Genomic DNA, 24891 nt, shown 5'->3' with positions numbered 1-24891 from the left:
TACTATTCTATAACAATATGTGGTACATCTTTTAGATTCCAATCTATAACTAAACCACCAGCGAGGCTTATAGCTATGTCTTTTCCATATAAATATTCACACAAATACAAAGCAGCTTCAAAACTTTTAGCTCCTCCAGCTGAGGTGATATACTTATCATCATGAACAAAAAGTACGTCTTTCCTAATATCTAAGTTAGGATAACGCTCTCGCATTTTATCAATATCACTTGGGAAAGTTGTAGATACTTTATTATTCAACACTCCTGCTTCAGCGAGAACAAATGCGCCATCACAATGAGAAGTCATAAATGTAGCTTCTGTATCTACTCTTTTTACAAAGTCTATCATAGCTTTATCATCCAAATCTGTATCTAAGTGATGCTCTGCACTTGGTACAACAAGGATATCAATTTTTGGCAAAGAATCTGTTACATAATTAAAATCTGGAAGAATTTGCATACCCTCAAAAGTTGTAATTGGTGCATCTGTATTAGCTACAGTAAATACATTCATAGCCTTAATATTCTCTCTAAAGATAGTATGCTGAAAAATATCATAAGGGGCTGTCAACTCTGTATTATAAGTTCCATCCATGATTAGAAACGCTACGTTATAGCGATTTGGTTCTAACTTGGGGAATTGCTTTTCTATAAATGTATTTTCGCTTTCTATCGCTTTCTTTTCAGAATTAGAATTACAGCTAAAACTGAGTAATACGGAAAGTAGAATTATTATTTTTTTCATAATATTTAATTGATTCGCCACGGCGGATTTTTTCGATTTTCGCCTGCCTGAAATATGATTATTTTATTCTTATCAAGGTCAAATAAATGTGCTTCGTTCCAAAGCCACTTTTGCTCTAAAACTTCAGTTGTAAATGTAATGCCTTTTTGCTTGAGGGTTTTGACGGTTTGTTCAATATTTTCGACTTCAAAATATATGCTTATACCATCACCCTTTGGCAAAGTATCAACTTTGTGTATCGAGAAAGTTGAATCACCATTAGGACATTCGAAACGGACATATCTAGGTAAGGCATCAACAATTAAAATCAGCCCTAAAGTTTTATAAAACGCTGTGGCTTTCTCGACATCTAGAGATGGAATGGTAACTTGGTTTAAATTCATTTATAAATTCTTTTTTACACGATTATGCAGCCAATATGATAAAATTACAGCTATTAGACCATAAGTCCCTGTAACTAACCAATTAATTTGATATCCAAATCGTTCGACAATACTCAATCCTATTTTAGAACTAAAAATATGAGATAAAGAGAAGGCCATCGCATAAAGTGCCATATAGCTGCCTTCAAAACCTTCTTTAGCTCTACTGAGAGCAAATCTGTTGGTATAAGGGAATCCTAACATCTCTCCAAAAGTTATTAAAGCCATACTAATAACAAGAATGCCAAACCAAAAGTTTTGATAAAGGATATAAAAGCTAATACTCATTAATAAACAAGCATAAAGAATAAGCTTTGTAACTGTAATAGATTGTTTTTCAAGATAGCTTAAAAAGGGCATCTCAAGAATGATAATCAAACCTATGTTTATCATCCAAAATAAACCTATTTGAAACTCATTAAGCCCAAACACACCTTCGTAATATAAAGGCATAGTGATAATGAGTTGAAAAAATGCCATTCCCATGAAAAAGAACATGGCAATAAAAATCCAATATGTAAAGTCTCTGTAAACTATATTCTTTGGTTTACTTACGGCATCAGATTCTGACTCAATTTCTAAAGGCTGTCTTTTAGGCTCTTTTACCAAATAACTAAATAGTAGTATAGCCAATATACAGGTAATACCATCTATCCAAAATAGGATGTTATAGCCTTTAGATACAATAATTAATCCAGCCAATGTTGGTCCAATTCCCATTCCTAAATTAATAGCTAAACGTAATAAGCCTATAGCTCGAGTTCTATTTTCTTCAGTAGTGTATGTCTTTATTGAAACATAGATAGCAGGTCTAAAAGAATCTGCGATGCTCATAGTAATGAGTATGCCAAAACATAATCCCCAAAATGAAGACATGTATTGCAAACCTATAAAGCAAAGCCCAGTTAGAAACAAGCTAACAATCATGACCTTGTAAAATCCAAATACGTCTGTTAATTTTCCGCCTAACCAACCACCGATAACTGAACCAATTCCAAAAAAGGCTAATATCCATCCAGCATCATCGTTACTAAAATCTAGATTTTTGGTAAGGTAAAGCGATAAGAAAGGGATAACCATTGTACCGGCTCTATTGACTAGAGATATCAACGATATGTACCAAATTTCCTTTGGCAATCCTTTAAATGATGCTATATAATTTGCATACAGTTTTTTCATTTTTAATAATTATTATAAAAAGCAAAAAGTCCAACATTGCTGTCGGACTTTTTAAGTTTTGGTTGGTTAAATATATCAACATTACAACACACAAAAAGTACGACTCTTCTGTAAAGAGGTCTGTCTCTGCTTATATGTTACAATTGAAAATTTCATTAGGTAATTATTAGATTTGCATCCAAAACTATGAAAAAAAAGTATAAGTTGTATTTTTGGAATCAAAATAATAGAAAATGAAAAACTTGTTTTTACTTTTTTTAATATGTACAACTCTGAGCTGCGCTCAAGAAAAGCAACTATTAAAATCTGAAACAGAATGGCAGAAAAAAATGAATGCTGATTTTAAAGATGCTTCTAAATCACCATTGAAAGCAAAAGACTTAAAAACGTTTGAAGGTCTAGATTTCTTTAAGTTTGATTCGGCATATGTAGTAAAAGCAAAGCTTAAGCGCACACCAGAAGCAAAGCCTTTTAAAATGAAAACAACTACAGCGCGTTTAGCAGACTACAGACAATATGCTGTTATTACATTTGAATTAAAGGGAGAAATACATGAATTAAACATATATCAAAATATGGGATTATTAAATAAAGAGGGTTATGAAGACTATCTGTTTTTGCCTTTTTTAGATGATACTAATGGCAATCAAAGTTACTCTGGTGGTCGATATACTGAAGCTAGAATTCCAGAAGGGGATACTTTAATTATAGATTTTAATAAAGCATATAACCCATACTGTGCTTACAGTGAAAGGTATTCTTGTCCAATTGTACCTCGGACAAATTATGTAAGCTTGAAAATTGAAGCGGGAGTAAAGGCATTTAAGAAGCATTGATGCTACTTTACTAAATACATGCCTCCAAAGACAGCTAAAAAACCAACTATAAAACTACCAATGGTATACAAGGCAAAAGAGGTAAAATCACCAGATTTTAAAAACACATGATTCTCATATGCAAAAGTAGAAAATGTGGTAAAGCCACCACAAAAGCCAGTAGCTAACAAAAGTGTTTGCGACTCAGAAAGTCCGTCATTTTTTGTAGCTACACCTAGTATTATTCCAATGAGTAAACTTCCAATGATATTAGCAGCAAAAGTACCATAAGGTATTCCGCTTTCAGAGCTATTAAGCCATTTTCCAACCAAAAAACGAAGTGCACTTCCAAAGCCACCACCTACAAATACAAGTAATAGTTGTTTCATTTATTTTATAGGAATATATACTTCTGTTATCCAATCTGCAGGGTTAGGATAATTGCCTGGATCTGTTTGATATATTTCAAAAGGTTTTAACTCTGATTGTTGTAAATTATTCTTTGCGATATAAGTCATTGCACTTTCCCATGCTTTTGGTAGATTCGTATAATTACCTTTTAGAGTGGTTTTAAAAACCTTAGTTTTTGGGATATAACCACACAATATCTCAGAGCCTTGAGCAATCTCAACTTTGTTTTGAACTGGGATTGCTTGACTCATAATTATATTATTATTTGCGTCATTCATTTCATTATATATTGTAAATGGCATGCCAGTTTGCACAACATCATTCTTTGCCATGTAGCTCATTATCTCACCATATTGTTTGCCCATTATCTGGCTTATGTTAGAGCTAGTAGCCGATGTGGTTTTGTACATATAAAAGCCTCCACCATATTCAGTAATTCCATCTGTTTTTACACTGTAGGCTTTCATACTATTTACAACTACACTATCAAGCATTTCTAGTCCTCTTTCGTAATGTGGTCCAATTTGTTTTTCCATGCCGCCCATTAGTGTTGCAAATGCTTTAAAACCAAAGGGTAAATCTTTTCCAGATATTTTCCAATTTACAGTTGTGCTTCCGTCTTCATTAGCTGTAAAATTCCATTTTACATCAGACTTAGGAAAATCTGAAAATTGCATTTCTTGTATAATAGAGTCATTAGTGGCAGTAGCAGTAGTTTTCATAGTACCAACATCACCATCTTGTGTCCAGGAGTAAGAGCCACCAACACCATTAGTTTTTTCAGGTAGGGAAATTTCAATTTCGGGATGTTCTTCTTTCCAAGAATTCCAAGCTTCCCAGTTTTTAAAATCTATGACATTATTATAAACAACAGCAGCAGGTGCTTTAATAGTTCTACTACGTTCTACTTCATAAGAATTGGGCTGAACAGCGATGTAGATTGCAAGTCCAATAACAACAATAAGAATCAGAAAAAGGATATATTTTAAGGCTTTCATGGAGGATTGATTTTAGTTATTAACCAAAGATAGCAATTTTATGATATGTCTTTTTAATGCTACATTTGTGTACAACTAAAATTAAATCAAAAATGAAAATAAAATCAATATTGGGTATTGCTTTAGTAGCTTCATTATTCTTATCATGTGGTGATGACAAAAAAGAATCAATACCTGAAGCGCAAGAATTTAGTTATAACGTAGAGCAATTTGCAGATATTAAAATCTTACGTTATAAGATTCCGGGTTGGGAAAACCTAACCTTGAAAGAACAGAAATTAGTTTACTATTTAACGCAGGCAGGTTTGGCAGGTCGAGATATGATGTGGGATCAAAATTACCGTCATAATTTAGAGATTAGAGAAGCCTTAGAAAATATATATGTTAATTATTCTGGAGATAAAACATCTGATAATTGGAAGGCTTTTGAAGTTTATTTAAAGCGTGTATGGTTTAGTAACGGTATACATCATCATTATTCTAACGATAAATTACAACCTGGTTTTGATGAGTCTTATTTCAATGAGTTATTAAAAGCTACTGATACTAGACTAGACGGAATGGCTTATGCTGCTATTTTTAATGATAAAGATTCTAAAAAAGTTAACTTAGCTAAAGGCGTTGATAATGTATTAGAATCTGCTGTTAATTTTTATGGGCCAGATGTTACAACTACTGATGTCGAAAATTTCTACAAACAGAAAAAATCACCAAATCCTGACAGACCATTATCATTTGGACTTAACTCTCAATTAGTTAAAGAAGATGGTGTATTAAAAGAACGCGTTTATAAGTCTGGTGGATTATATGGTAGTGCTATTGATGAAGTGATTAAATGGTTAGAAAAAGCAAAAGGAGTAGCAGAGAACGAAGCTCAAGGCTACGCACTAGGTCTGCTTATTGACTATTACAAAACAGGAGATTTGCAAACTTGGGACGATTATAATGTAGCTTGGACTGCAGCTACAGAGGGTAATGTAGACTATATTAATAGTTTTATAGAAGTTTATAACGACCCTTCAGGCTATAGAGGAAGTTACGAGACTATTGTACAGATTAATGATTTTGATATGTCAAAAAAAATGTCTGTATTATCTGAAAATGCACAGTGGTTTGAAGATAATTCTCCATTAATTGAAGAACACAAAAAAGATAGCGTTGTTGGCGTAACTTATAAAGTGGTAACTGTTGCTGGTGAAGCAGGCGATGCATCACCGAGTACCCCAATAGGCGTAAACTTACCAAACGCCAATTGGATTCGTAAAGAAGTTGGAAGCAAATCAGTATCACTAGGAAATATTATAAACGCTTATAATAATGCAGGAAGCACAGGTAGGCTAAAAGAATTTGTTCATGATGATGAGGAATTAAAGTTAGAAGAGGAGCATGGGCAACAGGCAGATAAATTACACACAGCTTTACACGAAGTGATTGGTCATGCCTCAGGGCAACTAAACCCAGGAGTTGGAGAGACTAAAGAAACACTGAAAAAATACGCATCTACTTTAGAAGAAGGTCGTGCAGATTTAGTAGGGCTTTATTATTTATATAATCCAAAATTGCAAGAATTAGGATTAGTAGATGATTGGAAGTCTATAGGAAAAGCTGCTTATGATGGCTATATCAGAAATGGTTTAATGACACAATTAATAAGATTAAACCTTGGTGATGATGTAGAAGAAGCACATATGGTAAACAGACAATGGGTGAGTGCTTGGGTTTTTGAAAAAGGAAAAACTGATAATGTCATTGAAAAAGTAACTAGAGATGGCAAAACCTATTTTAATATTAATGACTACGAAAAACTACACACATTATTTGGACAGTTACTTCGTGAAACACAGCGTATAAAATCTGAAGGAGATTATGCTGCTGTCGAAGCTTTGGTAGAAGGTTATGGTGTAAAGGTAGACCAAGATATTCATGCTGAGGTTTTAGAACGTAACAAGCAGTTTACATCGGCACCTTACAGCGGTTTTGTAAATCCAGTATTAGTTCCAGAGATGGATGAAAATGGAGTTATAACTGCTATTAAAGTAACACAGCCAAAAGGGTTCCCTGAGCAAATGCTAGAGTATAGTAAAACATATAGCTTTTTGCCAACTAAGAATTAAGTTTTAGTATTATATAGTTAAAAAAGGGAGGCAAGTTGCCTCCCTTTTTTATCATTAAATTATCGTTCGATAGTTTTGTAAACTAAAGATTAAAGCAAATGCAAAAAGGCTATCGTTACCTTTTAATTTTAATTTCTTTCTTATGTTTTTACGGTGAGTTTCAATAGTAGATTTACTAAGGTTTAACTTTATTGCCATTTCGGTATTCTGGAGTCCTTTAGATATTAATAGTATTATTTCAGATTCGCGGTCCGTAAGTTTATTTACATAAAGTAACTCTTTCTCTTTCAAGGATTTTATAGATGTTATGATAATCTCAATAGAGTTTTTGTCAGTAGATATGTTTTTTAGATTTTCAAGAACATCTAATAACTCATGGATATTAAGCTCCTTATTACTCTTTTCTAATTGTTTTAGTAACACTATAATTTTTTTGTGAGCCGATAAGGTTTTCATAGATGCAATATAGATTTGAAATAGGCATTAAAAAATCCCCGTCAATGGGGATTTTTAATTTTCTTTATGTCTTAATAATTAGTCAACTATAAGAGGTTTTACTCTCCAAATATCAGAGTATGGATAAGAGTATGCACCTAATTCTTGCTCGAGACCGCTAGTAGATCTTTTGCCATATAATAGGGTACTCAAAATATCACTTCTCTTTTTCGATTTTTTTACTTCAGCTCTTTTAGCTCCTGCGGTAGATGCAAAATAGATGTAGCCATCTGTTCCCCAAAAAGGTTGTGTTTCGTTTGAGTCTCCACTTGTAAGTTGAGTAACAGATCGTCCATTACGTTTCATAATAAATAAATGTCCATACTTTCCATCTTTATTTGCAATAAAAGTAATGTGATTGCCATTAGGAGAATAGGCGCCACTTGAGTAATGAGATTCTCCGGTAGTGATTTGTGTACTTTGGTAAGTGTCTAAATCAAGCTCAAATAACTGAAAATAATCTCCAGAAAGCTTACTATATAGTAATTTTTGTTCTGTTGGGTGCCACTTTGGGTTAATCCCTTCTGAAAGAACTGTGAAACTACTACCGTTTCTGTTTACTAAACAAATACTTCTGTTGCCTTGTAAAGAAGTTGTTAGTACAATTTTTTCTCCATTAGGAGAAATCATAGCGTCATTGTCATAATCTCCATAAGCATTTTGCCCAACATAAGTAATGCCTAGCCTTTTAATATTACTTGTTGCTATAATTGGACTTGATGCATGATAAGTAAACATAAAATCACCTTGGTCATTAATCCAAGAAGGTGCACTGGTTTTCTGACCAATTAGAGGTGTAAAACCAGGAAGCATAACATCATTTTTAAGGCGTAAACTCCACTTAGCATTACTAACATTTGCATCGTCTCTAATAACATATAAGAGTTTTTTCCCGTCAGGAGATAAGCTTGGCTGAAACTCGGCTACAGCATCATCTGTAATACGTACTAGCTCTTTTGCGCTAGAAGTTACTTGAGGGCCAGATAATTTTGTGTTGACTTCTTTTGTGGATCCACAAGAACTTAGGATTACTGCTAAGAATAAAATTTTTAAAGTGTTTGTTGTTTTCATTGTTGAATTATAATTAGTTAACACTGCAATTTACCTAGCTATAAGGCACAAAAAAATACCCATTGGAGGGTATTTTTAAATATTGCTTTATACAGGAAGGTATAGTTAAAATTGATATTTCTTTTCTAAGGCATAACGCATGAGCTCACCTTTGCCCTGCAATCCTAAGATGCGTATCATATTTTTTCGATGTGTATCTACAGTATGCAAGCCAATAAAAAGCTCATCTGCAATTTCGCGTGAGGTTTTACCTTGTGCAATAAGTCCTAGAATTTGTATCTGCCTTTTGGTAAGAGTGCCTTTTGATTTCTTGTTAGAGTTTTTCTCTGAGTCAAAATTGATATTAGCATCATAGTAGTTATTTCCTTTATGGACGGATCTTACAGCTTTCAACACCTCTTCTAATGGAGAGTTTTTTAATAAATAACCTGAAGCACCAGCACTCATCATTTGTTCAATAGCTTCTGTTTGGTCAAACATTGTAAAGCCAAGGACTTTAATATTTGGTAATTCCTTCTTTATAATTTTTGTGGCAGTTATACCATCCATTTTTGGCATTCTAATATCAGTGATAACGACATTAGGCTGTTTTAATCTTACTAAATTAAGTAAATCTTCACCGTCATTTGCAGCACCTACTATTTCAATATCATCTTCGTATTTAAGTAACAGTTTTATACCATCTATTAAGGATTGATGGTCTTCTGCTATTGCTAATCGTATCATAGAGGAATGTCAATTATTATTGTTGTGCCTTTGTTCTTTTCTGACTCTATGGTCATTTTACCATCAAGATATTCTACACGCTTATCAATACTATTAATGCCCATACCCTTGTTAGTTTTGGTCATTTGCTTAGTATTAAAACCTATGCCATTGTCTTCGACCATTAGATTAATCATATCTTCATGATTAGTAATATGAATGCTTATTTCTGAAGCTTGGGCGTGCTTTACAGCGTTAGAAACTAATTCTTGAATTACCCTAAATAATGTAAGCTCAAGACTATTTTCAAGACGAGTTTCAAGACCATAATCAATAACCTCGATTTCTAATTGGTTGGAAATAGAAATTTTGTTTGCCATTTCCTTTACGGATTTTAACAAGCCATGTTTAGCAATAACGCCAGAGTTTTTGGCGTGAGCTACTGAGCGTACTTTATTATAAGCTTCGTCAATAAGCGTATTAGTTTTGTCAAAGAGCTCAGGAGATTTTTTGTCTTTAAGCGCATTAAAGTGAAGCTTAACTGTAGCCATAAGCCCACCTAAATCATCATGCAAATCATTGGCAATACGTTGACGCTCTTTTTCCTGACCTTCTATCATCGCATCAATAGCAGTGAGTTCTTGTTCTTTTAATACCGTGGCTAATTTCTGCGTTTCTATTTCTTTGTCTTGTTCTGCTAGTTTTTGTTTGCGTTTGGTGTTTTTAAAGAGTAAGAATGCTATAATGCTTCCAAGCGCCAAGCTTCCAGCTAAACCTATAGCTATATTTTGGTTTTGTTTGCTTCTAGCTTTAGTTTCTAAATTATCTGCTCTTAATTTTTCATTATTAAACTTTGCTTCAGTTTCTTTTATTGCTAGTCCTTGTTGATAATTACTTATTGAATCTAGTAATATCTCTCTTTTTTCTAGAGAATTTAAAGCATTTTCTGAATCATTTATAGCTATAAAACATTTTAATTTCCATCTCTCAAGGTTTGCTAAATAGTCAAATCTGTTATTAGATATTTTTAATTCGCTAGCAACTTTAAATTTTTCTAATGCTTTATTGTAATTACCTTCATGATAGTATGTAACTCCAGAATTTGCGTGTGATTGAAAAAGATATTGATTTAAATTATTAAATCTAATGGTTTTTAAAAGTTCTATCGCTTTGTTGTAATGATATCTTGCTTTTTTTGAATTCCTTTTAAAATCATTATAGTGCAAACCAATATGTATATGATAATTTGCCTTTAAAAAGGTAGCATCTAATTTTTCAAGTTCGTCAAGATGACTTTCCAACTCCTTTATTTTTTCTTTTTTGTCATACCTTAAATTATAAAATTGATACCATAATCTTTCAAAATTATCTTTGGCATGTATTTTATATAACTCTAAATAATCTTTTAATTCTTTTCTAGTGTTTGGATTATACAAAACACTATAAATGATTTTTTTTAAAATAAAGCAGATTAAACCATTATCTTTTGTCTGCAAAGCAAGATTTAAACTTTTCCAATAATGTTTATGAATGATATCTTTTTCTTTGATGACTTCATGAGATTTTTTTTCTGCATAAATTGAATGCGATATACTATTCAACCACCGTAATTCTTTATTTGAATTATTTGATGAATCGGAAAAGAGAATGTTAAGTTCTTTGCCAGTTTTTAAATAAGAGACATAATTATTTAATAGTTTCTTTGTTTTTAATTCTACCGAAGTATTAGCATTCGATTTAGAAATTATTTTACTTGCTTTATCTAATTCAAAATTAGTTATATGTATTAATGAACTATTAAACAATTCTGTATTAGATTGAGAATTAGCAATAGCTGCCATTAAGATGAAAAATATACAGTATAGTTTTTTTAATTTCATATCAACAGAAAAACAAGGTACATATATTTATTATACCTTGTTATTGATTGCTTTTTAAGTAATTTAATTAAAAAGTGGAAAAACAGAATCCATCTCTATCTAAACCTTGCTTATTGGACAAATCATCATCTTCTAATCCGTAAGCTTCTCCTATTGCAACGTTAAAGTAGTCTCCTTTTTTAATTTCAAATCCATCTGTTTCAAAATAAGGGTACTTATCCTTTTTTGAAAAAACGTTAATATCTACTGTTATTTTTACTTCATTTTCATCTTCTTTATTTTTAGGATCTCCACGTCTAATACCACTTATTCGATATACAGCCATGTTAACAAGTCCAGCAATCCTTTTAGACTTAATTTCTACGCTATTAAGTTTATAAACATCAGTCTTTACTTCATCAGCATCAAATTTACAGATTAAAGCCATGTAACTTCCCAGTATTGGTGTAAAATGTACGGGTTGAAAACGAGTCTTGTCTTTCAAATCAATATTGAAATAATGGGTAGGTTTTTCTGGGGGTGTTTGTGGTTTTACTTCTTCACTCATAATTATATAGTTTTAAAAATTAAAATCGAATTCTATGTTTATATTTTTGAAAGCCTTAATAACACTATTAATATCAACTGCAACTGAATGAGTGAATTCATCACCAGCAACTAATACTCCCACTACTTTTTTTGTGTTTTTTTCTAATACAAGACTTCCTGAATCTCCTCCTTTGGATCTATTACTCATTAAAATTGAGTTCTCTAGTTTTAACTCATAGTCTGGTAGTCCATTCTCCTGATACTTATAATCACAAGTTGTAGATCTAATATGCCCATTTGTATCTCTGGTTGAAGCACCATATTTAATTAATTTGTCACATGTTTTTGCTACACTTAAGTCGTTATTTACAAGGCCTATTTTCAGAACACCTGGTTCTACCAAATCTATATATTCTTCATTTATCCTTGATAAGGCAACATCTAGATGCTTAATTTGTTTAATCTGTGCTTCAGACAAGAAATTTTCTGCAATGTTATGGATCTCACCATTAAGATACATCTGAATAGAGCTTTCTTCACAATCAGTTTTGTAACATCGATTACCATACAACACGTGCAAAGCTGAAAGTATGTAGTAAATTTTGTCTTTTCTGTCTTTTACGACAATACCCAAGGTTCCTGGACCTGCATCGTCATGTTGATTTTTTATTTCGCAACCTCCAATAATCTTATCGATATCTTTTGAATTATTTTGGAGCTTAACAATTATTTCTGCTAATGCATCTTTTGATAGTCTATTGTAAATTTTTGAGGCTTCTTTCTCTGAATAAACTTTTGAAATATTATGTGAACTAGTCAAATAATTTAGCATTTCATCTACTGCATTAGATTCTTTTATAATTGAAGTAATATAATTTCCGAGATTATAATCAAAGCTATTATTATGAAAGCCTATTTCTAAATATGGAAAATTATCACAAGGGACACAGCTTACATCACAATCATCTTCAATCAATGAAACATAATTCACTTTTTCTAAATTTAAAATGTCGGTTTTTACTTCAATGAATAATGAGTTGAATAGACTATTTATATCTTGCTTAATTTGATAATCACTTTTTGTATTCATTCAGTCAAAAGTTTAAATGTATATTCGAAAATGTAAAGGTGTTTTTAATTACAATTATTAAACAGTAAACTTAATTGGGTCAAATAAATACACTAAAACAAAAACCGCTAGTGCTCCAGCAGCAGTAATCTTTGGAGATTCCTCTGCGAGAGTTCTCATTTCTTTATCTTTCCCTATGTTGATAGACCCCGATAATGACATACTCATAGCGCCAGCAGCTAAAGACACAACTACTCTTATAAACCAATTTAATTGTGTGCTATCTGAACTAATGGTTGAAAAATAAATAAGAAATATTACAAATATTGCTAATGAAATGTATAACATGGTTTTGGATGAAAATGTATCATTCATAATTATAAGGGTTTTATTGGTTCATGTTTCAAAATTGCAAAAAGCTTTGATGCAAAAACATACCCATTACTGGGTATTTTAACATAAAAAGTTAATTCAATAATATCAATAGCTTATATAAGTTCGTTAAAATGTAAGAAAAAGAGGGTTAAAATGTTATTTCTAAAATATTTATAACAAAAGAGCTACAGTAATTAATTGCTGTAGCTCTTTTAAAAAAATGAATTAATTAACTAAATTTTTATAAAGCGTTTTGTAGCTGAGTTGTTTTCTCTATCAGTGATTTTAATTAGATATATGCCTGATATTAAGTTTTCTACATTTAGTGAGGTTGTGTTAGATGCGAATTCTTTTTTGATAACGAGTCTACCGTTTATGTCATATACTTCTGCATTTGCATATTGTAATCCGTTTCCAGATATATTTAACCAGTTAGAAGCCGGATTTGGATACAGTTTAAAATCTGATAATCCTATATCATTTATGCTCAAAGCTGCATTGACATTGAGTGTGATTTCTGCTCTTGTCACCACGAGATCATCTACTGTGGAGTTTGTGATTTCGCAATAATACACACCGCTATCGGATGGTTGTGGATTGTTAATGGTGTATGTAGATTCTGTAGCACCGTTTATAGCAACATTGTCTTTAAACCATTGATATTGGTCTGTGGTTAATAATCTAAAATAAGTTCTGCCGTTAGCCATTCCATTAACATCAAGTGTAATTGACTCTCCAGGCGGAATTTCAACAGTTTCGGGTTCGCTTGTATTTCTTTGTGGCGAAAAAATGTAATTCTCTATTGTTAAGTTGTTGGCTTGGTTGGTAGACAAATCACTAAAAGAATAAAGATTTTCGTCAATAACAAGAGTAGTTATATTAGGAAAAATACTGTAATCATCTAGTTCACCGGAAAAATCATTGCCGCTAATTTGTATTCTAAACAAATTTTGCGCATTAGAAAAATCGGGTAATTCTCCAGTAAATTGATTAAAGTTTCCTGCATAAGTAAAAGTGCTACCTATTACATAAAAATCCGTCAAATTAGTAAGGTTACTGAAACTACTTGGAATATCACCACTAAAATTATTACCAATAAGACGAAGCTCTTCTAAATTATTCAAGTTTCCGATAGAAGCTGGTAGAGTACCAGAGTTGCCTGTGCCTTGTAAACGTAATCGCTTTAATTGAGATAGGTTACCAATGCTTGTTGGTATTGGTCCAGTTATATTTTCGCTAAGAGCGAGACTTAAATACTCTAAGTTTATTAAATCTTCAATTTCAGAAGGGATTTGCCCGTTTAAACCACTGATGCCAAAAAAATCTAACCCAATAACTTTGTTGCCAGCTGTTGTTACATTTGCCCATGTGCGAACAGGTTCCGTAGTTCCCCAGTTGGTATTGTCCGACCAATTTGGACCGTCTAAAGCATTATAAAATACCATTAAAGCATCTTTCTCTTGCTGGCTTACTTCTCCATAGAGGTCAATAAACGGTCTTATGTACTCTAAACCAGGAACTAAAGGGCTAGTTGCAATACATAGATAAGTATTTAAGCCCTCGAGTTGTAGATTGTTAAAGGTTAATGTATTTGAATTTGCACCAGCAACTGGAGTGCTTTCAGCATTTAAATCAAACCTATTACTTATATACCATTGATAGTCCACATCGGTACCAGCAATTGATGTCATTGTAAACGTATAATTGTCTCCAACAATACCTTCAATATTTTCTTCTACGTCTTGAACTCTTTGAGGACTGTAAATAAATGATGATATCCCATTGATTGCAGCGAAATTTGTCTCAAAATCCAAGAACGAAAATGAATTGTTTCTGATATTTAATGTTTCCAAATTAGTAAGTGTACTAAAATCTGGAATGCTACCACTAATGAAGTTACTTGAGAGTACAAGATATTCAAGGTTTGGTAGATTTAATAATGCACTCAAATCGTTACCTAGGATGTTATTAGCAGGTAATTCTATACGTGTTACATTTCCATTCTCTACAGTTACACCATGCCATGCACCCACAGGTTGACTGGTATTCCAGTTACTACTATTCGTCCAATTTGCTCCAGCATTTGCATTAAAGAATGCAATTAATGCATCGCGCTCTGCTTGTGAACTATCTTCTGCGATATTAAAATTAATATTAGAAAGTTGACCACTGTCTAAGTTTCTGCACACTTGTATGTAATAACTTTGACCAGGTACTGTTGTAAAAGTTGTTGACGTGCTAAAGGTACAATAGCCAGGCAATACCAAAAGTTGATTTTCATTCATTTGGTTTAAATCTGGAGCTGTATAGGGTATTAAAAATGAATTTCCATTAATTGCCTGAAAATTGGGATCAGTGATGCTTGCTGTTATAGAAATAAAAGATGTTGCAGTAAATTTGTAATAGACTCTTTCAAAAGAATCTACACCACAATCTGAGCCACCAATACCATTTGTAGTCGCTAAGTCTAATCGAAGATTTTCATCAATAAAATTTTCCTCTGGTATTTCTACAGCATTTTCTATTAAATCATTTACTGGGATAAAAACAGAATTATCAATACAATCGGGGCTACCATCATTGTCTAAGTCTTGATAAGCTGGGTCGTAACCTTGAGAAGATTCGTAAAACTCTATTCTATCTACTACCATATCAGTTTGAGATAATCCAAATTCTAGGCGAAATCGAAACTTATTACTTGTAAAGTTTGTATAATCTATCATTAAATTATTTATAGATATTGTAGTCCAATCTGTTGTAATATTGTAATAGTTATTTAGGTTTCTGTATAAACCATTTTCGTCTACAAGAGCCCATCGCAATGCTTCGCCATCATTGGCTCCAATTCGCTTTGCTGGTATATGAAAGGTATAAGCAACACCTTGTTGGAGTGTAAACTCTTCTGAGAAGATGGCATAATCTTCAAACTGAGAGCCATTAGGTGCACTTATATACAAAGCATTATTACCGTGTAACAAGTTTGAGGCATTTTGATTAATGCTAAAATTTCCTGGGTTTTGAGGTATTGTCCAGCCAGTAAAGTCAGATTCAAAACTTAAATTGCCAATAACAGAATTTGCTAAATCTGTACAAGGATCTATGCAATCTAAGACGCCATCGCCATCAGTATCCATGTTAGATTCTGGCGGACATTGACTAATAACAGACATAGGAATAAAAAATAAAAATAAGAGTAGTAATCGTTTCATAATTAATAGCATTTTGTTGATATTCACAAAGTTGCTAAATGTATAAACGCGAGTAAATACCTGCTAGTAGGTATTTTTATATTAAAAAACAGGTTGAAAAACTAAAAAAGCAGAGCAACTACATATACATAAATTTCACTGCAGCAATAAGACCAATAAAACCAATAAAAGCGAGAAGTATCCAAATAGTGCCTTTATAGTATTTTTTGTGGAGTTTTAAATCTTTACGATACTGAAACGCAATCACCGTTGCAAAGGCAATAAAAAATAATATTCCAAAAACTAATTGACCAGTCGTAAACATCTTCTTATTTTTATACAAATTTACGTATTAGAACCTTAATAGACTAACTAACAATGCAAGATAAAATTAATGCAGTTAAAGCATTTCATACAGCTTTTAAAATAGGACATAGAGAAGAACCAAAAGCCGACTTAGGCACAGAGAAAAATATGCTTCGTTATAAGTTAATGCGAGAAGAAAACGAAGAGTATTTAGAAGCTGCCAATGCTAATGATTTGGTAGAAGTTGCGGATGCCTTAGGTGATATGCTCTATATTTTATGCGGTACTATAATCGAGCATGGTATGCAACATAAAATTGAAGAAGTTTTTGAAGAAATACAACGTAGTAATATGAGTAAACTAGGCGCAGATGGCGAGCCTATTTATAGAGAAGATGGTAAGGTGCTAAAAGGACCAAACTATTTTAAGCCTAATATTCAATCTATCTTAGAATCATAAAAAAAGCAGCCAATCGGCTGCTTTTATATTTATAGATAATTAAGTCTTGTTTTTATTTTACCTCGTATCTCCAACCGTGTTTGTCATCGGCTAGGTTATGCTGTATGTTTAATAATGTAGACTTAAATAAGGTTGCATACGAGTCATTGGTCACTGGGATTTCAAAAACATCACCAGCATGTTCAAACGCAGAAACAGGACTTATTACAGCCGCTGTACCAGCACCGAAAATTTCTTTTAAGCTACCATCCATTGCAGCGTCTTTTATTTCTTTAACACTTACGCGTCTCACTTCACAATCAATATTTAAATCTTTAGCAAGTTGTATTACACTTTTACGTGTAACACCATCCAAAATTCTGTCATTGTTTGGCGCAGTAATTAATGTATCTCCAATTCTGAAGAAGATATTCATAGTACCAGCTTCTTCAAGATAGTCATGTGTACTAGCGTCTGTCCAAATAATTTGCTGAAACCCTTTCTTCTGTGCTAAACTAGTTGGATAAAACTGAGCTCCATAATTACCAGCTGCTTTTGCAAAGCCAACACCGCCATCTGCAGAACGACTAAATTTTTCAGCAAATAAAACGCGTACAGGTTCATTGTAATAAGCCTTTGCAGGAGAACAAATAATCATAAAGCGATATTCTTCTGCAGGAGATGCTGATATAGCAGGCTCTGTTGCAATTACAAAAGGTCTTAAATATAATGAGTTGTCTAATCCTGGTTTAATCCATTCAGTATCTAAATTCAATAAAGTTTCTAGCCCTTTAAAAAAGTACTCCTTAGGAAATTCAGGTATAGCCATACGAGCAGCAGATTTATTGATACGCTCAAAATTCTGTTCTGGTCTAAATAAAAAGACTTTGCCGTTATCGTCTTTATAGGCTTTCATACCTTCAAAAACAGCTTGACCGTAATGAAACACTCTAGCAGAAGGCTCAAAAGTCATTGCCTGATATGGCATTATTTGAGGTTTCTGCCAACGTCCATCTTTAAAATCACAAACAAACATATGATCTGTAAAGACGCGACCAAACGTTAAATTTTCAAAATCAACACTATTGATTTTTGAAGTATTTGCTTTTACTAAATCGATTTCGTAAGATGTTGTTGTATTCATTTAATTTGCTAGATTTGATGGTGCAAAAATACGGAATCATAACTGCTTTAAACCCTAATTTTCCCTTAAAATTTAGTAAATTTGTTATACCATTTATCAACAATAATCATATAAAATGAAAAAACTTTTAACCCTATTATTAATTGGCGGACTTATAGTTTCTTGTAAAAATGAAGCTAAAACCAATGATACAGAACAAGATACCAAGACTGAAGAAATTTCTAAAGAAATAGCTTATAGTAGTTTTGGAAAAGAAATTACGGATGTAGATGCACTTTCTGCTGAACGAATGATGGCGCATTATGATGCTTTGAAAGTTGGAGATACAGTAAATGCAAAGATGAGAGGAAAAATCTCTGAGGTGTGTTCTAAAAAAGGATGTTGGATGAAGCTAGATATGGGCAATGATAAAATTGTTCGTGTTACTTTTAAAGACTACGGGTTTTTTATGCCACTTGATGCTACAGGAGAAGTCGTAGTTAATGGTAAGGCTTTTGTAAAAGAAACATCGGTAGCAGATTTACAACATTATGCCGAAGACGCTGGTAAAACGCCTGAGGAGATTGCAAAAATTACAGAGCCTGAAGTGACTATGTCTTTTGAAGCAGATGGTGTCTTATTAAAAAAATAGTGCAACGAAAAATTATTACCACTGGAGATGGCTCTAAAACCATCCATATAGAAGAATGGAATGAGCAATATCATTCCGTTCATGGTGCAATTAACGAAGCAAATCATGTGTATTTAAAACATGGTTTGCTTTTCTTTTTAAGCGAAATACCTAAAAACAGAGAAGTATCAATTCTAGAAATTGGTTTTGGTACAGGATTGAATGCTTTTTTAACTTTAATTGAAGCAGAAAAACGCCAACAAAACATTAGTTATACTGGAGTAGAAGCTTACCCAGTAAAACAAGAAGAAATAGAAGTCTTAAATTATCCTGAATTGATTTCTACTAAATATGAAAAAGAGTTCAATACACTTCATGATTCAACATGGGAAAAACAAGTAGAGATTTCTAAAAACTTCAATATTACTAAGGAACAAAAATTCTTTAAAGACATAGCCCACAGCTCAAAATTTGATATTGTTTATTTTGATGCTTTTGGAGCTCGAGTTCAACCTGAATTATGGACAGAAGCTATTTTTAAAATAATGTACAAGGCTTTAAAACCTGAAGGCGTTTTGGTAACCTATTCAGCAAAAGGTAGTGTTAAACGTGCTCTAAAATCTGTAGGGTTCGAGATTGAAAGACTTGAAGGCCCACCCAATAAACGGCATATGTTACGTGCTATAAAACGTTAAAACTTAACTAAAGTCAGAGTCTTGGGTTTTTAGCTCACGTATCTTTGTCTAAAATTAATAATTGTGAGGGTTTTAATTACAGGTGCTACTGGTCTAATTGGTAAAGAAATAGTTAAGCTTTGTCACGAAGATGGTATTGCGGTTAATTACCTGACGACTTCTAAATCTAAATTACAAGCTCAAGACAACTATAAAGGATTTTACTGGAATCCTAAAATAGGCGAAATTGACAAAGCTAGTTTTGATGGTGTTGATACAATTATAAATCTAGTTGGGGCGTCAATTTCTAAACGTTGGACAAGTTCCTATAAAAAGGAAGTCTTAGAAAGCCGAACTCATACGGCCACACTTCTTAAAAGAACAATAGATGATAACAATTTCCCTGTTAAACATATGGTTTCTGCAAGTGCAATAGGCATTTACCCATCATCATTAGTTAATTATTTTGAAGAAGACTTTGATAAGGTTTCAGATACCTTTCTTGGTAAAGTAGTAGAACAATGGGAAACTGCTGTTGATGCTTTTAAAACCTCACATATAGATGTTTGCAAACTTAGAATTGGATTAGTGCTTTCGGAAAAAGATGGTGCATTACCAGAAATTATTAAACCCATGAAATTTGGAGCTGGAGCAGCATTTGGTACTGGTGACCAATGGCAAAGTTGGATTCATGTTGAGGATTTAGCTAGGCTATTTATGTATGCTGTTAAACAAGGATTGATAGGTGTTTATAACGCAGTAGCACCAAATCCAGTAACCAATACTGAGCTTACAAAAATAGCAGCTAAGGTTTTAAAAAAACCACTTGTATTACCTAATATCCCAAAATTTGCTATGAAATTAACTTTAGGTGAAATGCATATGCTTTTATTTGAAAGCCAACGTGTGAGCTCTCTAAAAATAGAACAAGAAGGGTTTGATTTTACATTTGCAAATCTGGAACCAGCTTTAAAAGATTTGCTAGAATAAAGTTATTGAAACGTCCAAGCTACAATACGACTTGTTTTTTAACCTCTTTAGCTTTTACTCTTTTTAAATCTGCATAGATACCTTTTAAATTTGAAGCTTTTGAAACTAATGTTGTAAACCACTGAGATTGTTTTGCAAAATGCCTGCTTTCAAAAATGAGGTCTTTTATAAAACGCGCCTCTCCACCTTTGCACCACAATTCATTATTCTGACCACTAAAGTTTAACATTACTTTTTTAGGTTGCCTTCCTTTTAGGTTTTTCAACTTTCGCATTGAAGCATTCTGCGCTTCTTTAGCAGAGGCATGAAATGGCGTGGTTACACATTACAAAATCAATTTGCTCATTAGGTTGTAAAATGCCTTTGAGTTTATGGACTTTATTTTCTTGTAATCGGATTTCAATCTTATCTTTTAAAACAGGATTTTGGTTTAAAACATGTTTTGCAGAATCAATAGCAGCCTCGTCAATATCAGAGCCAATAAAATGCCATCCGTAACTCTGAAGGCCTATAATTGGATAAATGCAATTGGCACCGGTACCAATATCAAAACCTATAATATTAGGATTATTTGAGGTGTCTTCAATTAAATCAGCTATGTAATGGATGTAATCTGCTCTACCAGGAATAGGTGGGCATAAATATTGATTAGGAATATCCCAATAATCGAGATTATAATGATGTAATAATAATGCTTTATTTAAAGCTTTAACAGCGTCTGGATTAAAGAAATCTATAGATAAATTACCATACTTATTAGGCGAAACATAAGTCTTTAATTCTGGAACTTTATGTGTTAATAGTTCAAAATTATAACGTTCTCTATGTTTACTCCTTGGATGAAGTTTAGATTTTGCTTGTGAGTTCTTTTTTTTTAGAGACAATTTTTTCAGTTTGTAAGCAAAAGTAATTGTTTTTAAGATTAGCCTTTAACTAATTGAGACCATTGTGTCAATAGTTCTTTTTCTTTGGCAATCAAAGCGTTTTTATTTGTCTCATATTTTTCTTTTCTCTCTAAATCAATAATATTAGAATTCCACCAATTATAGGTATCAATAATAGTATCTTTTAAAGGTCTGAAGGTTAAACCGTTATTGATGGCATTGGTGTTTTGTATTCGTGCAGAACCATAGTGTTTTTCATCTGGCATTACCCATGGAATCTGATAATAAATGTTATTTTCTTTTAAGAAATCATAGTCATCAACTAACGTAAAAGAATAACTTTTATCAAATGCTTTTGAAGCTTCTTTTACAAAATCTAACATGGTTTGCTCTGCTTTTGGTCCAACACCATTATAAGTGCCAGCTTGATTATTTTCGGCAAGTCTTATAAACCATTCAGCCACATCACGAACATCTACATACTGAACCAAATCTTCTTTTTTGCCTGGAACTAGAATCTCACCACCTTTAGATAATCTTAAAGGCCAATGCAAAAAACGGTCAGTTCTATCACCAGGCCCAAGCATATAAGTCGGTCTAATTGCAACAAACCTATCTTTTCCAAAAACTTTCATTGCTTCTAACTCTGAGTTTGCTTTCATAATGCCATACTCATGCTCGTATTTTTCATCATCTGTAATGCCTGTAGGTAATGAAAGAACTAAAGGTGTTTTTGTGCTAATCGAATTGTTAAGATAAGGGTAGTAAACACCTGTAGACGATGTATACATATACATGCCAACATTATCTTTAAGCAAATTGGCAGTGTCTTTTGCCCATTGTACTTTTCTGCCAGAATTATCAATAACGACATCCCACTTTCTATTTTCTAAAGCAGTAAGGTTGTCTTCACGGTCTCCAATAAGGTGTTCAACTTTTTTAAAGGCTTCTTTATGTAGTTTTGGTTTTGTTTTACCACGTGTAAATATTGATACAGAATGCCCGCGACCGATGGCATAAGCCACTTGATGAGGTCCTAAGTAGCTAGTTCCGCCTAGAATAAGAATCTTAAGTTTTTTATCTGTTAAATTGCTTACTTCAGTTTGAGTTTTGTTTTCTTCTATACAACTGAGAAGTGTTGAACCTAATAATGGAATTCCAATAGTTGCTAAAGTTGTTTTAGATATAAATTCACGACGGGTATGCTTTGCTTTCATAAATGAAGATTTCTATAAATTTATGAAAAACTAATGATTACAATTCTTGTTAGTATATCTAGGTTAAATTTATACTATAAAAAAAGCGCAACTTTTAAGTGAGTTGCGCTTTTTTAGCTATTAATTAATAGTATGAAACACCATCAATGATGGTACAAAATTATATTAATTTATTTCTATAAAAATTGATGTATGGTAATAAATTATTTGTTAGACATTTCTCTACGAATTCTACTCAAGCTTTCGTTAGTTATACCCAGATAAGAAGCTATATGGTAGTTTTTTACATTTTTCTCAATGTTAGGGTATGCTTCAATAAAACTTGTATAGCGATCCGTTGCTGTCTGTGATATGTTAGATAAAATTCTTTTTTGAAACGCAGCAAATGCACGTTCTAATTTTTTTCTAAAAAATGATTCTACTTTGGGTATTTTGGCATACAACTCTTCTTTATCTTTTTTGCAAAGTCTGTATACAGTAGCATCTTGTATAACTTCAATATTCATAATAGATTTAGAATCTGAAAAAAAAGCAGTATAATCACTAATCCACCAATCTTTTATTGCAAATTGTACAGTATGCTCTTTTCCTTGCAAGTCTAGGTAATAAGATCTTAAGCAGCCTTCTAATGTGTAATATTGATAATTTACGACATCATCAGTCTCTAGTATGATATCACCTTTTTTGAAACTAACCTTATGAAATACGGACTCAATGATATCGATTTCATCAGAAGAAAAGGATAAGCCTTTAAAGAGTTCTTTAGCCTTTGAGTCGTCAGCTTTCATGGGATTATTAATAGCCATTTAATCTAGCTATAACTTTATTCTTATCCAAGAACTATCGTTATTTTATCTAATATATTTGATGTAATGTGTAGTAATAATAAAACCACCAAGTTTTCACAAGGTGGTTTTGTTTATAATGCATGATACTCAATACTGCTTCATGACCTTGACGGTATAAGTGGCTATAATATCATTATCTATTTGTAGGTGGATATCGTAAAAGCCTCGATTTTTAAATTTGTGCTTAAACTTTATATAACCATTTTCAGTTTTAATATCAGTAATTTTTAAAGTTTTTTCACCTCTTCTATATGTATGTAATAATGAAACTTTATCAAGTGTAATATCCTTAGATTTTATGCTGAAATTTACTTCATGCCCTTTAATTGTTTTTACATTCATTGTTTCTGGATATATAGGTGTAGTATTGTATTTAAATGCCTCTCCGTACACAATGGGCCCAGGTATGAATTCTGAATTAGTTAATGAGTCTATCAATAGCCACTCTTTCTCAATTGGATAATGATTTTTTGAAAACAATAAAGGCTCTGCTAAAAAGTAACCATCATTGTAATCTTTTACAAAAACTGAATCTTCGTTCATATAACCACTGGACCATGTTGCATCACATAAGTACCATTTGTTATTGAGTTTTATAACATTCCATGAATGATTTTGAAATTCTAATTTTTCAATATTTGTGTCAAATGTTCTGGCATAACCATTTACAATATTTGCTTCAATTCCTGCTAAAAAACATAATTCTTTTATAATGTATGCATACCCTGTACACATGGTACGCTTGTACTTTAATAATTTTTTAAATGCTTTTTTCCGATATTTTTTGTTCCAAGACAGAAACCTAGCATTATCATCCTTTAATCGTCTTCTCTTTCTAAGTACCTTGGTGTGCTGAGTGTAGTCACCAGTAATGTTTTGACAAACCCAAGTATGTATAGCTCTAAACTTTTCGACATCTGTAGATAATTTATGTGTTAAATTGTACACTAGCTTACCCATGTCTTTGAGACTTGCACCTTTGTTAAGCTTTGCAATATTATCTGCCAAAGTAAAATCGATAGCTCTAAAGTCTGACACTTGTGCGTTTCCTTGGTAAACTATTATAATAAAAAGTAAAACAATCTTTTTCATAGCAAATAGGTTTAGTGTCTAGATTTGTACACCTTTTTTGAAGATACTTTTCCCATTATTATAACTTGATCAAGTTTCATATCTAGTTTTAAGCTAACATTAGAAGCTGTGTTTTTATCATTAATAACAACTTTTTGTGACTTCATCCCAATATAACTAAAGAGCAAAACATCTCCCTTCTTTAATTTTTGAGGAAATGTAAAGTTTCCATCAAAATCTGTTTGAGTTCCTATTTTTGAGCCTTTAAGAATAATGTTTACTCCAGGCAATGGCAAATCCCCATCAGAAACATTTCCTTTTACTGTAAAAGTATTAGTTTGTTGAGATATTGTGTTTTTTGGACTCTGAGTTTTTGTTTGAGCCTCTATTGAACCAAAAGATAATAGAGCCAAACAAGCGGCTGCGATAGTACCTATAAAACTAAATTGACGTTGGGTTTTCGTCGTATTATAGGTTTTTAATTGAGGGCTATTAAAAATACCGCAAGTATTTTCTGTATTAGTTTGAAAAAATTTAATGATATTCTCATCTTTCATTTTAGTAAAATCGATGACTTCTTTGTTACAAGAATCACAAAACCCACCATTTTTAGTTGGTGAGAAGTCACTAAATTTTTTTGAACAAGGTGTTGCAACGCTTAATTCTAATTGGCTTTTCATAATAAATGTATTTAAGTTAATATGAAGTAAACC

27 protein-coding genes are annotated in these 24891 nt (G+C 32.3%); 6 read left to right on the top strand and 21 right to left on the bottom strand.

Annotation, left to right across the window (positions count from 1 at the left end):
- Positions 1–2 precede the first annotated feature (2 nt).
- Genes Q0770_RS05790 through Q0770_RS05780 form a run of 3 tightly spaced genes read right to left on the bottom strand, consistent with a single transcriptional unit; the run spans position 3 to position 2347 of the window.
- Positions 3–746, bottom strand: coding sequence for a DJ-1/PfpI family protein (locus Q0770_RS05790; protein WP_299114984.1), 744 nt, complete (start codon positions 744–746; stop codon positions 3–5).
- Positions 747–751: 5 nt separating this feature from the next.
- Complete coding sequence (locus Q0770_RS05785; RefSeq protein ID WP_299114981.1) at positions 752–1129, bottom strand: VOC family protein; 378 nt, start codon at positions 1127–1129, stop codon at positions 752–754.
- A complete protein-coding gene (locus Q0770_RS05780) occupies positions 1130–2347 on the bottom strand; it encodes an MFS transporter (protein ID WP_299114979.1) in 1218 nt (405 codons plus the stop codon).
- A 233-nt stretch (positions 2348–2580) separates the two neighbouring features.
- On the opposite strand from Q0770_RS05780, the gene Q0770_RS05775 reads away from it, so the two are divergent.
- Complete coding sequence (locus Q0770_RS05775; RefSeq protein ID WP_299114977.1) at positions 2581–3183, top strand: DUF1684 domain-containing protein; 603 nt, start codon at positions 2581–2583, stop codon at positions 3181–3183.
- 2 nt (positions 3184–3185) lie between these two features.
- Here the strand turns inward: Q0770_RS05775 and crcB are convergent, their stop codons facing one another.
- Both crcB and Q0770_RS05765 read right to left on the bottom strand, forming a co-directional pair.
- Entirely contained in the window at positions 3186–3551 is a 366-nt protein-coding gene (crcB, locus tag Q0770_RS05770; protein ID WP_299114976.1) for a fluoride efflux transporter CrcB, read from the bottom strand.
- On the bottom strand, positions 3552–4571 hold the full coding sequence (locus tag Q0770_RS05765) for an SRPBCC family protein (RefSeq protein WP_299114974.1): 1020 nt from the start codon (positions 4569–4571) through the stop codon (positions 3552–3554).
- A 92-nt stretch (positions 4572–4663) separates the two neighbouring features.
- On the opposite strand from Q0770_RS05765, the gene Q0770_RS05760 reads away from it, so the two are divergent.
- Positions 4664–6685 carry a dihydrofolate reductase gene (locus tag Q0770_RS05760; RefSeq protein WP_299114972.1) on the top strand — a complete coding sequence of 674 codons (2022 nt, stop codon included), beginning with the start codon at positions 4664–4666 and terminating at the stop codon, positions 6683–6685.
- 54 nt (positions 6686–6739) lie between these two features.
- Here Q0770_RS05760 and Q0770_RS05755 read toward each other — a convergent pair whose 3' ends face one another.
- The 9 genes from Q0770_RS05755 to Q0770_RS05715 all read right to left on the bottom strand — a co-directional run bounded on the left by Q0770_RS05755 (position 6740) and on the right by Q0770_RS05715 (position 16321).
- The gene (locus Q0770_RS05755; RefSeq protein ID WP_299114970.1) at positions 6740–7141 is read right to left on the bottom strand and encodes a response regulator transcription factor; all 402 of its coding nucleotides are present in this window, start codon (positions 7139–7141) and stop codon (positions 6740–6742) included.
- A 78-nt stretch (positions 7142–7219) separates the two neighbouring features.
- Positions 7220–8251, bottom strand: coding sequence for a hypothetical protein (locus Q0770_RS05750; protein ID WP_299114968.1), 1032 nt, complete (start codon positions 8249–8251; stop codon positions 7220–7222).
- A 105-nt stretch (positions 8252–8356) separates the two neighbouring features.
- Positions 8357–8977: a response regulator transcription factor gene (locus tag Q0770_RS05745; protein WP_299114966.1), complete on the bottom strand. Its 621-nt coding sequence runs from the start codon at positions 8975–8977 to the stop codon at positions 8357–8359.
- Entirely contained in the window at positions 8974–10797 is a 1824-nt protein-coding gene (locus tag Q0770_RS05740) for a sensor histidine kinase (RefSeq protein WP_299114964.1), read from the bottom strand. Before Q0770_RS05740 ends, Q0770_RS05745 begins: the two co-directional genes overlap by 4 nt.
- 106 nt (positions 10798–10903) lie before the next feature.
- The gene (locus tag Q0770_RS05735; protein ID WP_299114962.1) at positions 10904–11383 is read right to left on the bottom strand and encodes a hypothetical protein; all 480 of its coding nucleotides are present in this window, start codon (positions 11381–11383) and stop codon (positions 10904–10906) included.
- Positions 11384–11395: 12 nt separating this feature from the next.
- Complete coding sequence (locus tag Q0770_RS05730) at positions 11396–12454, bottom strand: hypothetical protein (protein WP_299114960.1); 1059 nt, start codon at positions 12452–12454, stop codon at positions 11396–11398.
- A gap of 57 nt (positions 12455–12511) precedes the next feature.
- The gene (locus Q0770_RS05725) at positions 12512–12808 is read right to left on the bottom strand and encodes a hypothetical protein (RefSeq protein WP_299114958.1); all 297 of its coding nucleotides are present in this window, start codon (positions 12806–12808) and stop codon (positions 12512–12514) included.
- Between the two features lie 233 nt (positions 12809–13041).
- The gene (locus tag Q0770_RS05720) at positions 13042–16017 is read right to left on the bottom strand and encodes a T9SS type A sorting domain-containing protein (RefSeq protein WP_299114934.1); all 2976 of its coding nucleotides are present in this window, start codon (positions 16015–16017) and stop codon (positions 13042–13044) included.
- A 118-nt stretch (positions 16018–16135) separates the two neighbouring features.
- Complete coding sequence (locus Q0770_RS05715; RefSeq protein ID WP_299114932.1) at positions 16136–16321, bottom strand: hypothetical protein; 186 nt, start codon at positions 16319–16321, stop codon at positions 16136–16138.
- Positions 16322–16374: 53 nt separating this feature from the next.
- Between Q0770_RS05715 and Q0770_RS05710 the strand changes: the two genes are divergently transcribed.
- A complete protein-coding gene (locus Q0770_RS05710) occupies positions 16375–16761 on the top strand; it encodes a nucleoside triphosphate pyrophosphohydrolase family protein (protein WP_299114930.1) in 387 nt (128 codons plus the stop codon).
- Positions 16762–16813: 52 nt separating this feature from the next.
- Here Q0770_RS05710 and Q0770_RS05705 read toward each other — a convergent pair whose 3' ends face one another.
- Positions 16814–17884 (bottom strand): branched-chain amino acid aminotransferase, encoded by a 1071-nt coding sequence (locus Q0770_RS05705; protein WP_299114928.1) that lies wholly within the window; start codon positions 17882–17884, stop codon positions 16814–16816.
- 115 nt (positions 17885–17999) lie between these two features.
- Here Q0770_RS05705 and Q0770_RS05700 point away from each other — a divergent pair, with 115 nt between their 5' ends.
- From Q0770_RS05700 to Q0770_RS05690, 3 genes are all read left to right on the top strand, one after another.
- Positions 18000–18515 (top strand): DUF4920 domain-containing protein, encoded by a 516-nt coding sequence (locus Q0770_RS05700; protein ID WP_299114926.1) that lies wholly within the window; start codon positions 18000–18002, stop codon positions 18513–18515.
- Positions 18515–19189: a tRNA (5-methylaminomethyl-2-thiouridine)(34)-methyltransferase MnmD gene (gene mnmD, locus Q0770_RS05695; protein ID WP_299114924.1), complete on the top strand. Its 675-nt coding sequence runs from the start codon at positions 18515–18517 to the stop codon at positions 19187–19189. The genes Q0770_RS05700 and mnmD overlap by 1 nt, the downstream gene beginning before the upstream one ends.
- A 63-nt stretch (positions 19190–19252) precedes the next feature.
- Positions 19253–20158, top strand: a complete 906-nt coding sequence (locus Q0770_RS05690; protein ID WP_299114922.1) for a TIGR01777 family oxidoreductase — start codon at positions 19253–19255, stop codon at positions 20156–20158.
- 19 nt (positions 20159–20177) lie between these two features.
- Here the strand turns inward: Q0770_RS05690 and Q0770_RS05685 are convergent, their stop codons facing one another.
- The 6 genes from Q0770_RS05685 to Q0770_RS05660 all read right to left on the bottom strand — a co-directional run bounded on the left by Q0770_RS05685 (position 20178) and on the right by Q0770_RS05660 (position 24858).
- On the bottom strand, positions 20178–20432 hold the full coding sequence (locus tag Q0770_RS05685) for an RlmF-related methyltransferase (protein WP_299114920.1): 255 nt from the start codon (positions 20430–20432) through the stop codon (positions 20178–20180).
- Positions 20433–20451: 19 nt separating this feature from the next.
- Positions 20452–21042, bottom strand: a complete 591-nt coding sequence (locus Q0770_RS05680; protein WP_299114918.1) for an RlmF-related methyltransferase — start codon at positions 21040–21042, stop codon at positions 20452–20454.
- Positions 21043–21080: 38 nt separating this feature from the next.
- On the bottom strand, positions 21081–22259 hold the full coding sequence (locus Q0770_RS05675) for an NAD-dependent epimerase/dehydratase family protein (RefSeq protein WP_299114916.1): 1179 nt from the start codon (positions 22257–22259) through the stop codon (positions 21081–21083).
- A gap of 203 nt (positions 22260–22462) precedes the next feature.
- Entirely contained in the window at positions 22463–23047 is a 585-nt protein-coding gene (locus Q0770_RS05670) for a Crp/Fnr family transcriptional regulator (RefSeq protein ID WP_299114914.1), read from the bottom strand.
- Positions 23048–23194: 147 nt separating this feature from the next.
- Positions 23195–24199 (bottom strand): transglutaminase domain-containing protein, encoded by a 1005-nt coding sequence (locus Q0770_RS05665; protein WP_299114912.1) that lies wholly within the window; start codon positions 24197–24199, stop codon positions 23195–23197.
- Between the two features lie 11 nt (positions 24200–24210).
- Positions 24211–24858 carry a carboxypeptidase-like regulatory domain-containing protein gene (locus Q0770_RS05660; protein ID WP_299114909.1) on the bottom strand — a complete coding sequence of 216 codons (648 nt, stop codon included), beginning with the start codon at positions 24856–24858 and terminating at the stop codon, positions 24211–24213.
- Between the last annotated feature and the right edge of the window lie 33 nt (positions 24859–24891).

The sequence above is a fragment of the uncultured Winogradskyella sp. genome, assembly GCF_947501905.1.
Lineage (GTDB): Bacteria > Bacteroidota > Bacteroidia > Flavobacteriales > Flavobacteriaceae > Winogradskyella.
Note: the sequence above shows the minus strand (reverse complement) of the source record. Positions and strands in the feature narration are given on the sequence as shown.

Excerpts from the sequence above, each read along its gene's own strand:
- Q0770_RS05790 (WP_299114984.1), bottom strand. The coding sequence starts at position 746 with ATGAAAAAAATAATAATTCTACTTTCCGTATTACTCAGTTTTAGCTGT.
- Q0770_RS05785 (WP_299114981.1), bottom strand. The coding sequence starts at position 1,129 with ATGAATTTAAACCAAGTTACCATTCCATCTCTAGATGTCGAGAAAGCC.
- Q0770_RS05780 (WP_299114979.1), bottom strand. The coding sequence starts at position 2,347 with ATGAAAAAACTGTATGCAAATTATATAGCATCATTTAAAGGATTGCCA.
- Q0770_RS05775 (WP_299114977.1), top strand. The coding sequence starts at position 2,581 with ATGAAAAACTTGTTTTTACTTTTTTTAATATGTACAACTCTGAGCTGC.
- crcB (WP_299114976.1), bottom strand. The coding sequence starts at position 3,551 with ATGAAACAACTATTACTTGTATTTGTAGGTGGTGGCTTTGGAAGTGCA.
- Q0770_RS05765 (WP_299114974.1), bottom strand. The coding sequence starts at position 4,571 with ATGAAAGCCTTAAAATATATCCTTTTTCTGATTCTTATTGTTGTTATT.
- Q0770_RS05760 (WP_299114972.1), top strand. The coding sequence starts at position 4,664 with ATGAAAATAAAATCAATATTGGGTATTGCTTTAGTAGCTTCATTATTC.
- Q0770_RS05755 (WP_299114970.1), bottom strand. The coding sequence starts at position 7,141 with ATGAAAACCTTATCGGCTCACAAAAAAATTATAGTGTTACTAAAACAA.
- Q0770_RS05750 (WP_299114968.1), bottom strand. The coding sequence starts at position 8,251 with ATGAAAACAACAAACACTTTAAAAATTTTATTCTTAGCAGTAATCCTA.
- Q0770_RS05745 (WP_299114966.1), bottom strand. The coding sequence starts at position 8,977 with ATGATACGATTAGCAATAGCAGAAGACCATCAATCCTTAATAGATGGT.
- Q0770_RS05740 (WP_299114964.1), bottom strand. The coding sequence starts at position 10,797 with ATGGCAGCTATTGCTAATTCTCAATCTAATACAGAATTGTTTAATAGT.
- Q0770_RS05735 (WP_299114962.1), bottom strand. The coding sequence starts at position 11,383 with ATGAGTGAAGAAGTAAAACCACAAACACCCCCAGAAAAACCTACCCAT.
- Q0770_RS05730 (WP_299114960.1), bottom strand. The coding sequence starts at position 12,454 with ATGAATACAAAAAGTGATTATCAAATTAAGCAAGATATAAATAGTCTA.
- Q0770_RS05725 (WP_299114958.1), bottom strand. The coding sequence starts at position 12,808 with ATGAATGATACATTTTCATCCAAAACCATGTTATACATTTCATTAGCA.
- Q0770_RS05720 (WP_299114934.1), bottom strand. The coding sequence starts at position 16,017 with ATGAAACGATTACTACTCTTATTTTTATTTTTTATTCCTATGTCTGTT.
- Q0770_RS05715 (WP_299114932.1), bottom strand. The coding sequence starts at position 16,321 with ATGTTTACGACTGGTCAATTAGTTTTTGGAATATTATTTTTTATTGCC.
- Q0770_RS05710 (WP_299114930.1), top strand. The coding sequence starts at position 16,375 with ATGCAAGATAAAATTAATGCAGTTAAAGCATTTCATACAGCTTTTAAA.
- Q0770_RS05705 (WP_299114928.1), bottom strand. The coding sequence starts at position 17,884 with ATGAATACAACAACATCTTACGAAATCGATTTAGTAAAAGCAAATACT.
- Q0770_RS05700 (WP_299114926.1), top strand. The coding sequence starts at position 18,000 with ATGAAAAAACTTTTAACCCTATTATTAATTGGCGGACTTATAGTTTCT.
- Q0770_RS05685 (WP_299114920.1), bottom strand. The coding sequence starts at position 20,432 with ATGCGAAAGTTGAAAAACCTAAAAGGAAGGCAACCTAAAAAAGTAATG.
- Q0770_RS05675 (WP_299114916.1), bottom strand. The coding sequence starts at position 22,259 with ATGAAAGCAAAGCATACCCGTCGTGAATTTATATCTAAAACAACTTTA.
- Q0770_RS05670 (WP_299114914.1), bottom strand. The coding sequence starts at position 23,047 with ATGAAAGCTGACGACTCAAAGGCTAAAGAACTCTTTAAAGGCTTATCC.
- Q0770_RS05665 (WP_299114912.1), bottom strand. The coding sequence starts at position 24,199 with ATGAAAAAGATTGTTTTACTTTTTATTATAATAGTTTACCAAGGAAAC.
- Q0770_RS05660 (WP_299114909.1), bottom strand. The coding sequence starts at position 24,858 with ATGAAAAGCCAATTAGAATTAAGCGTTGCAACACCTTGTTCAAAAAAA.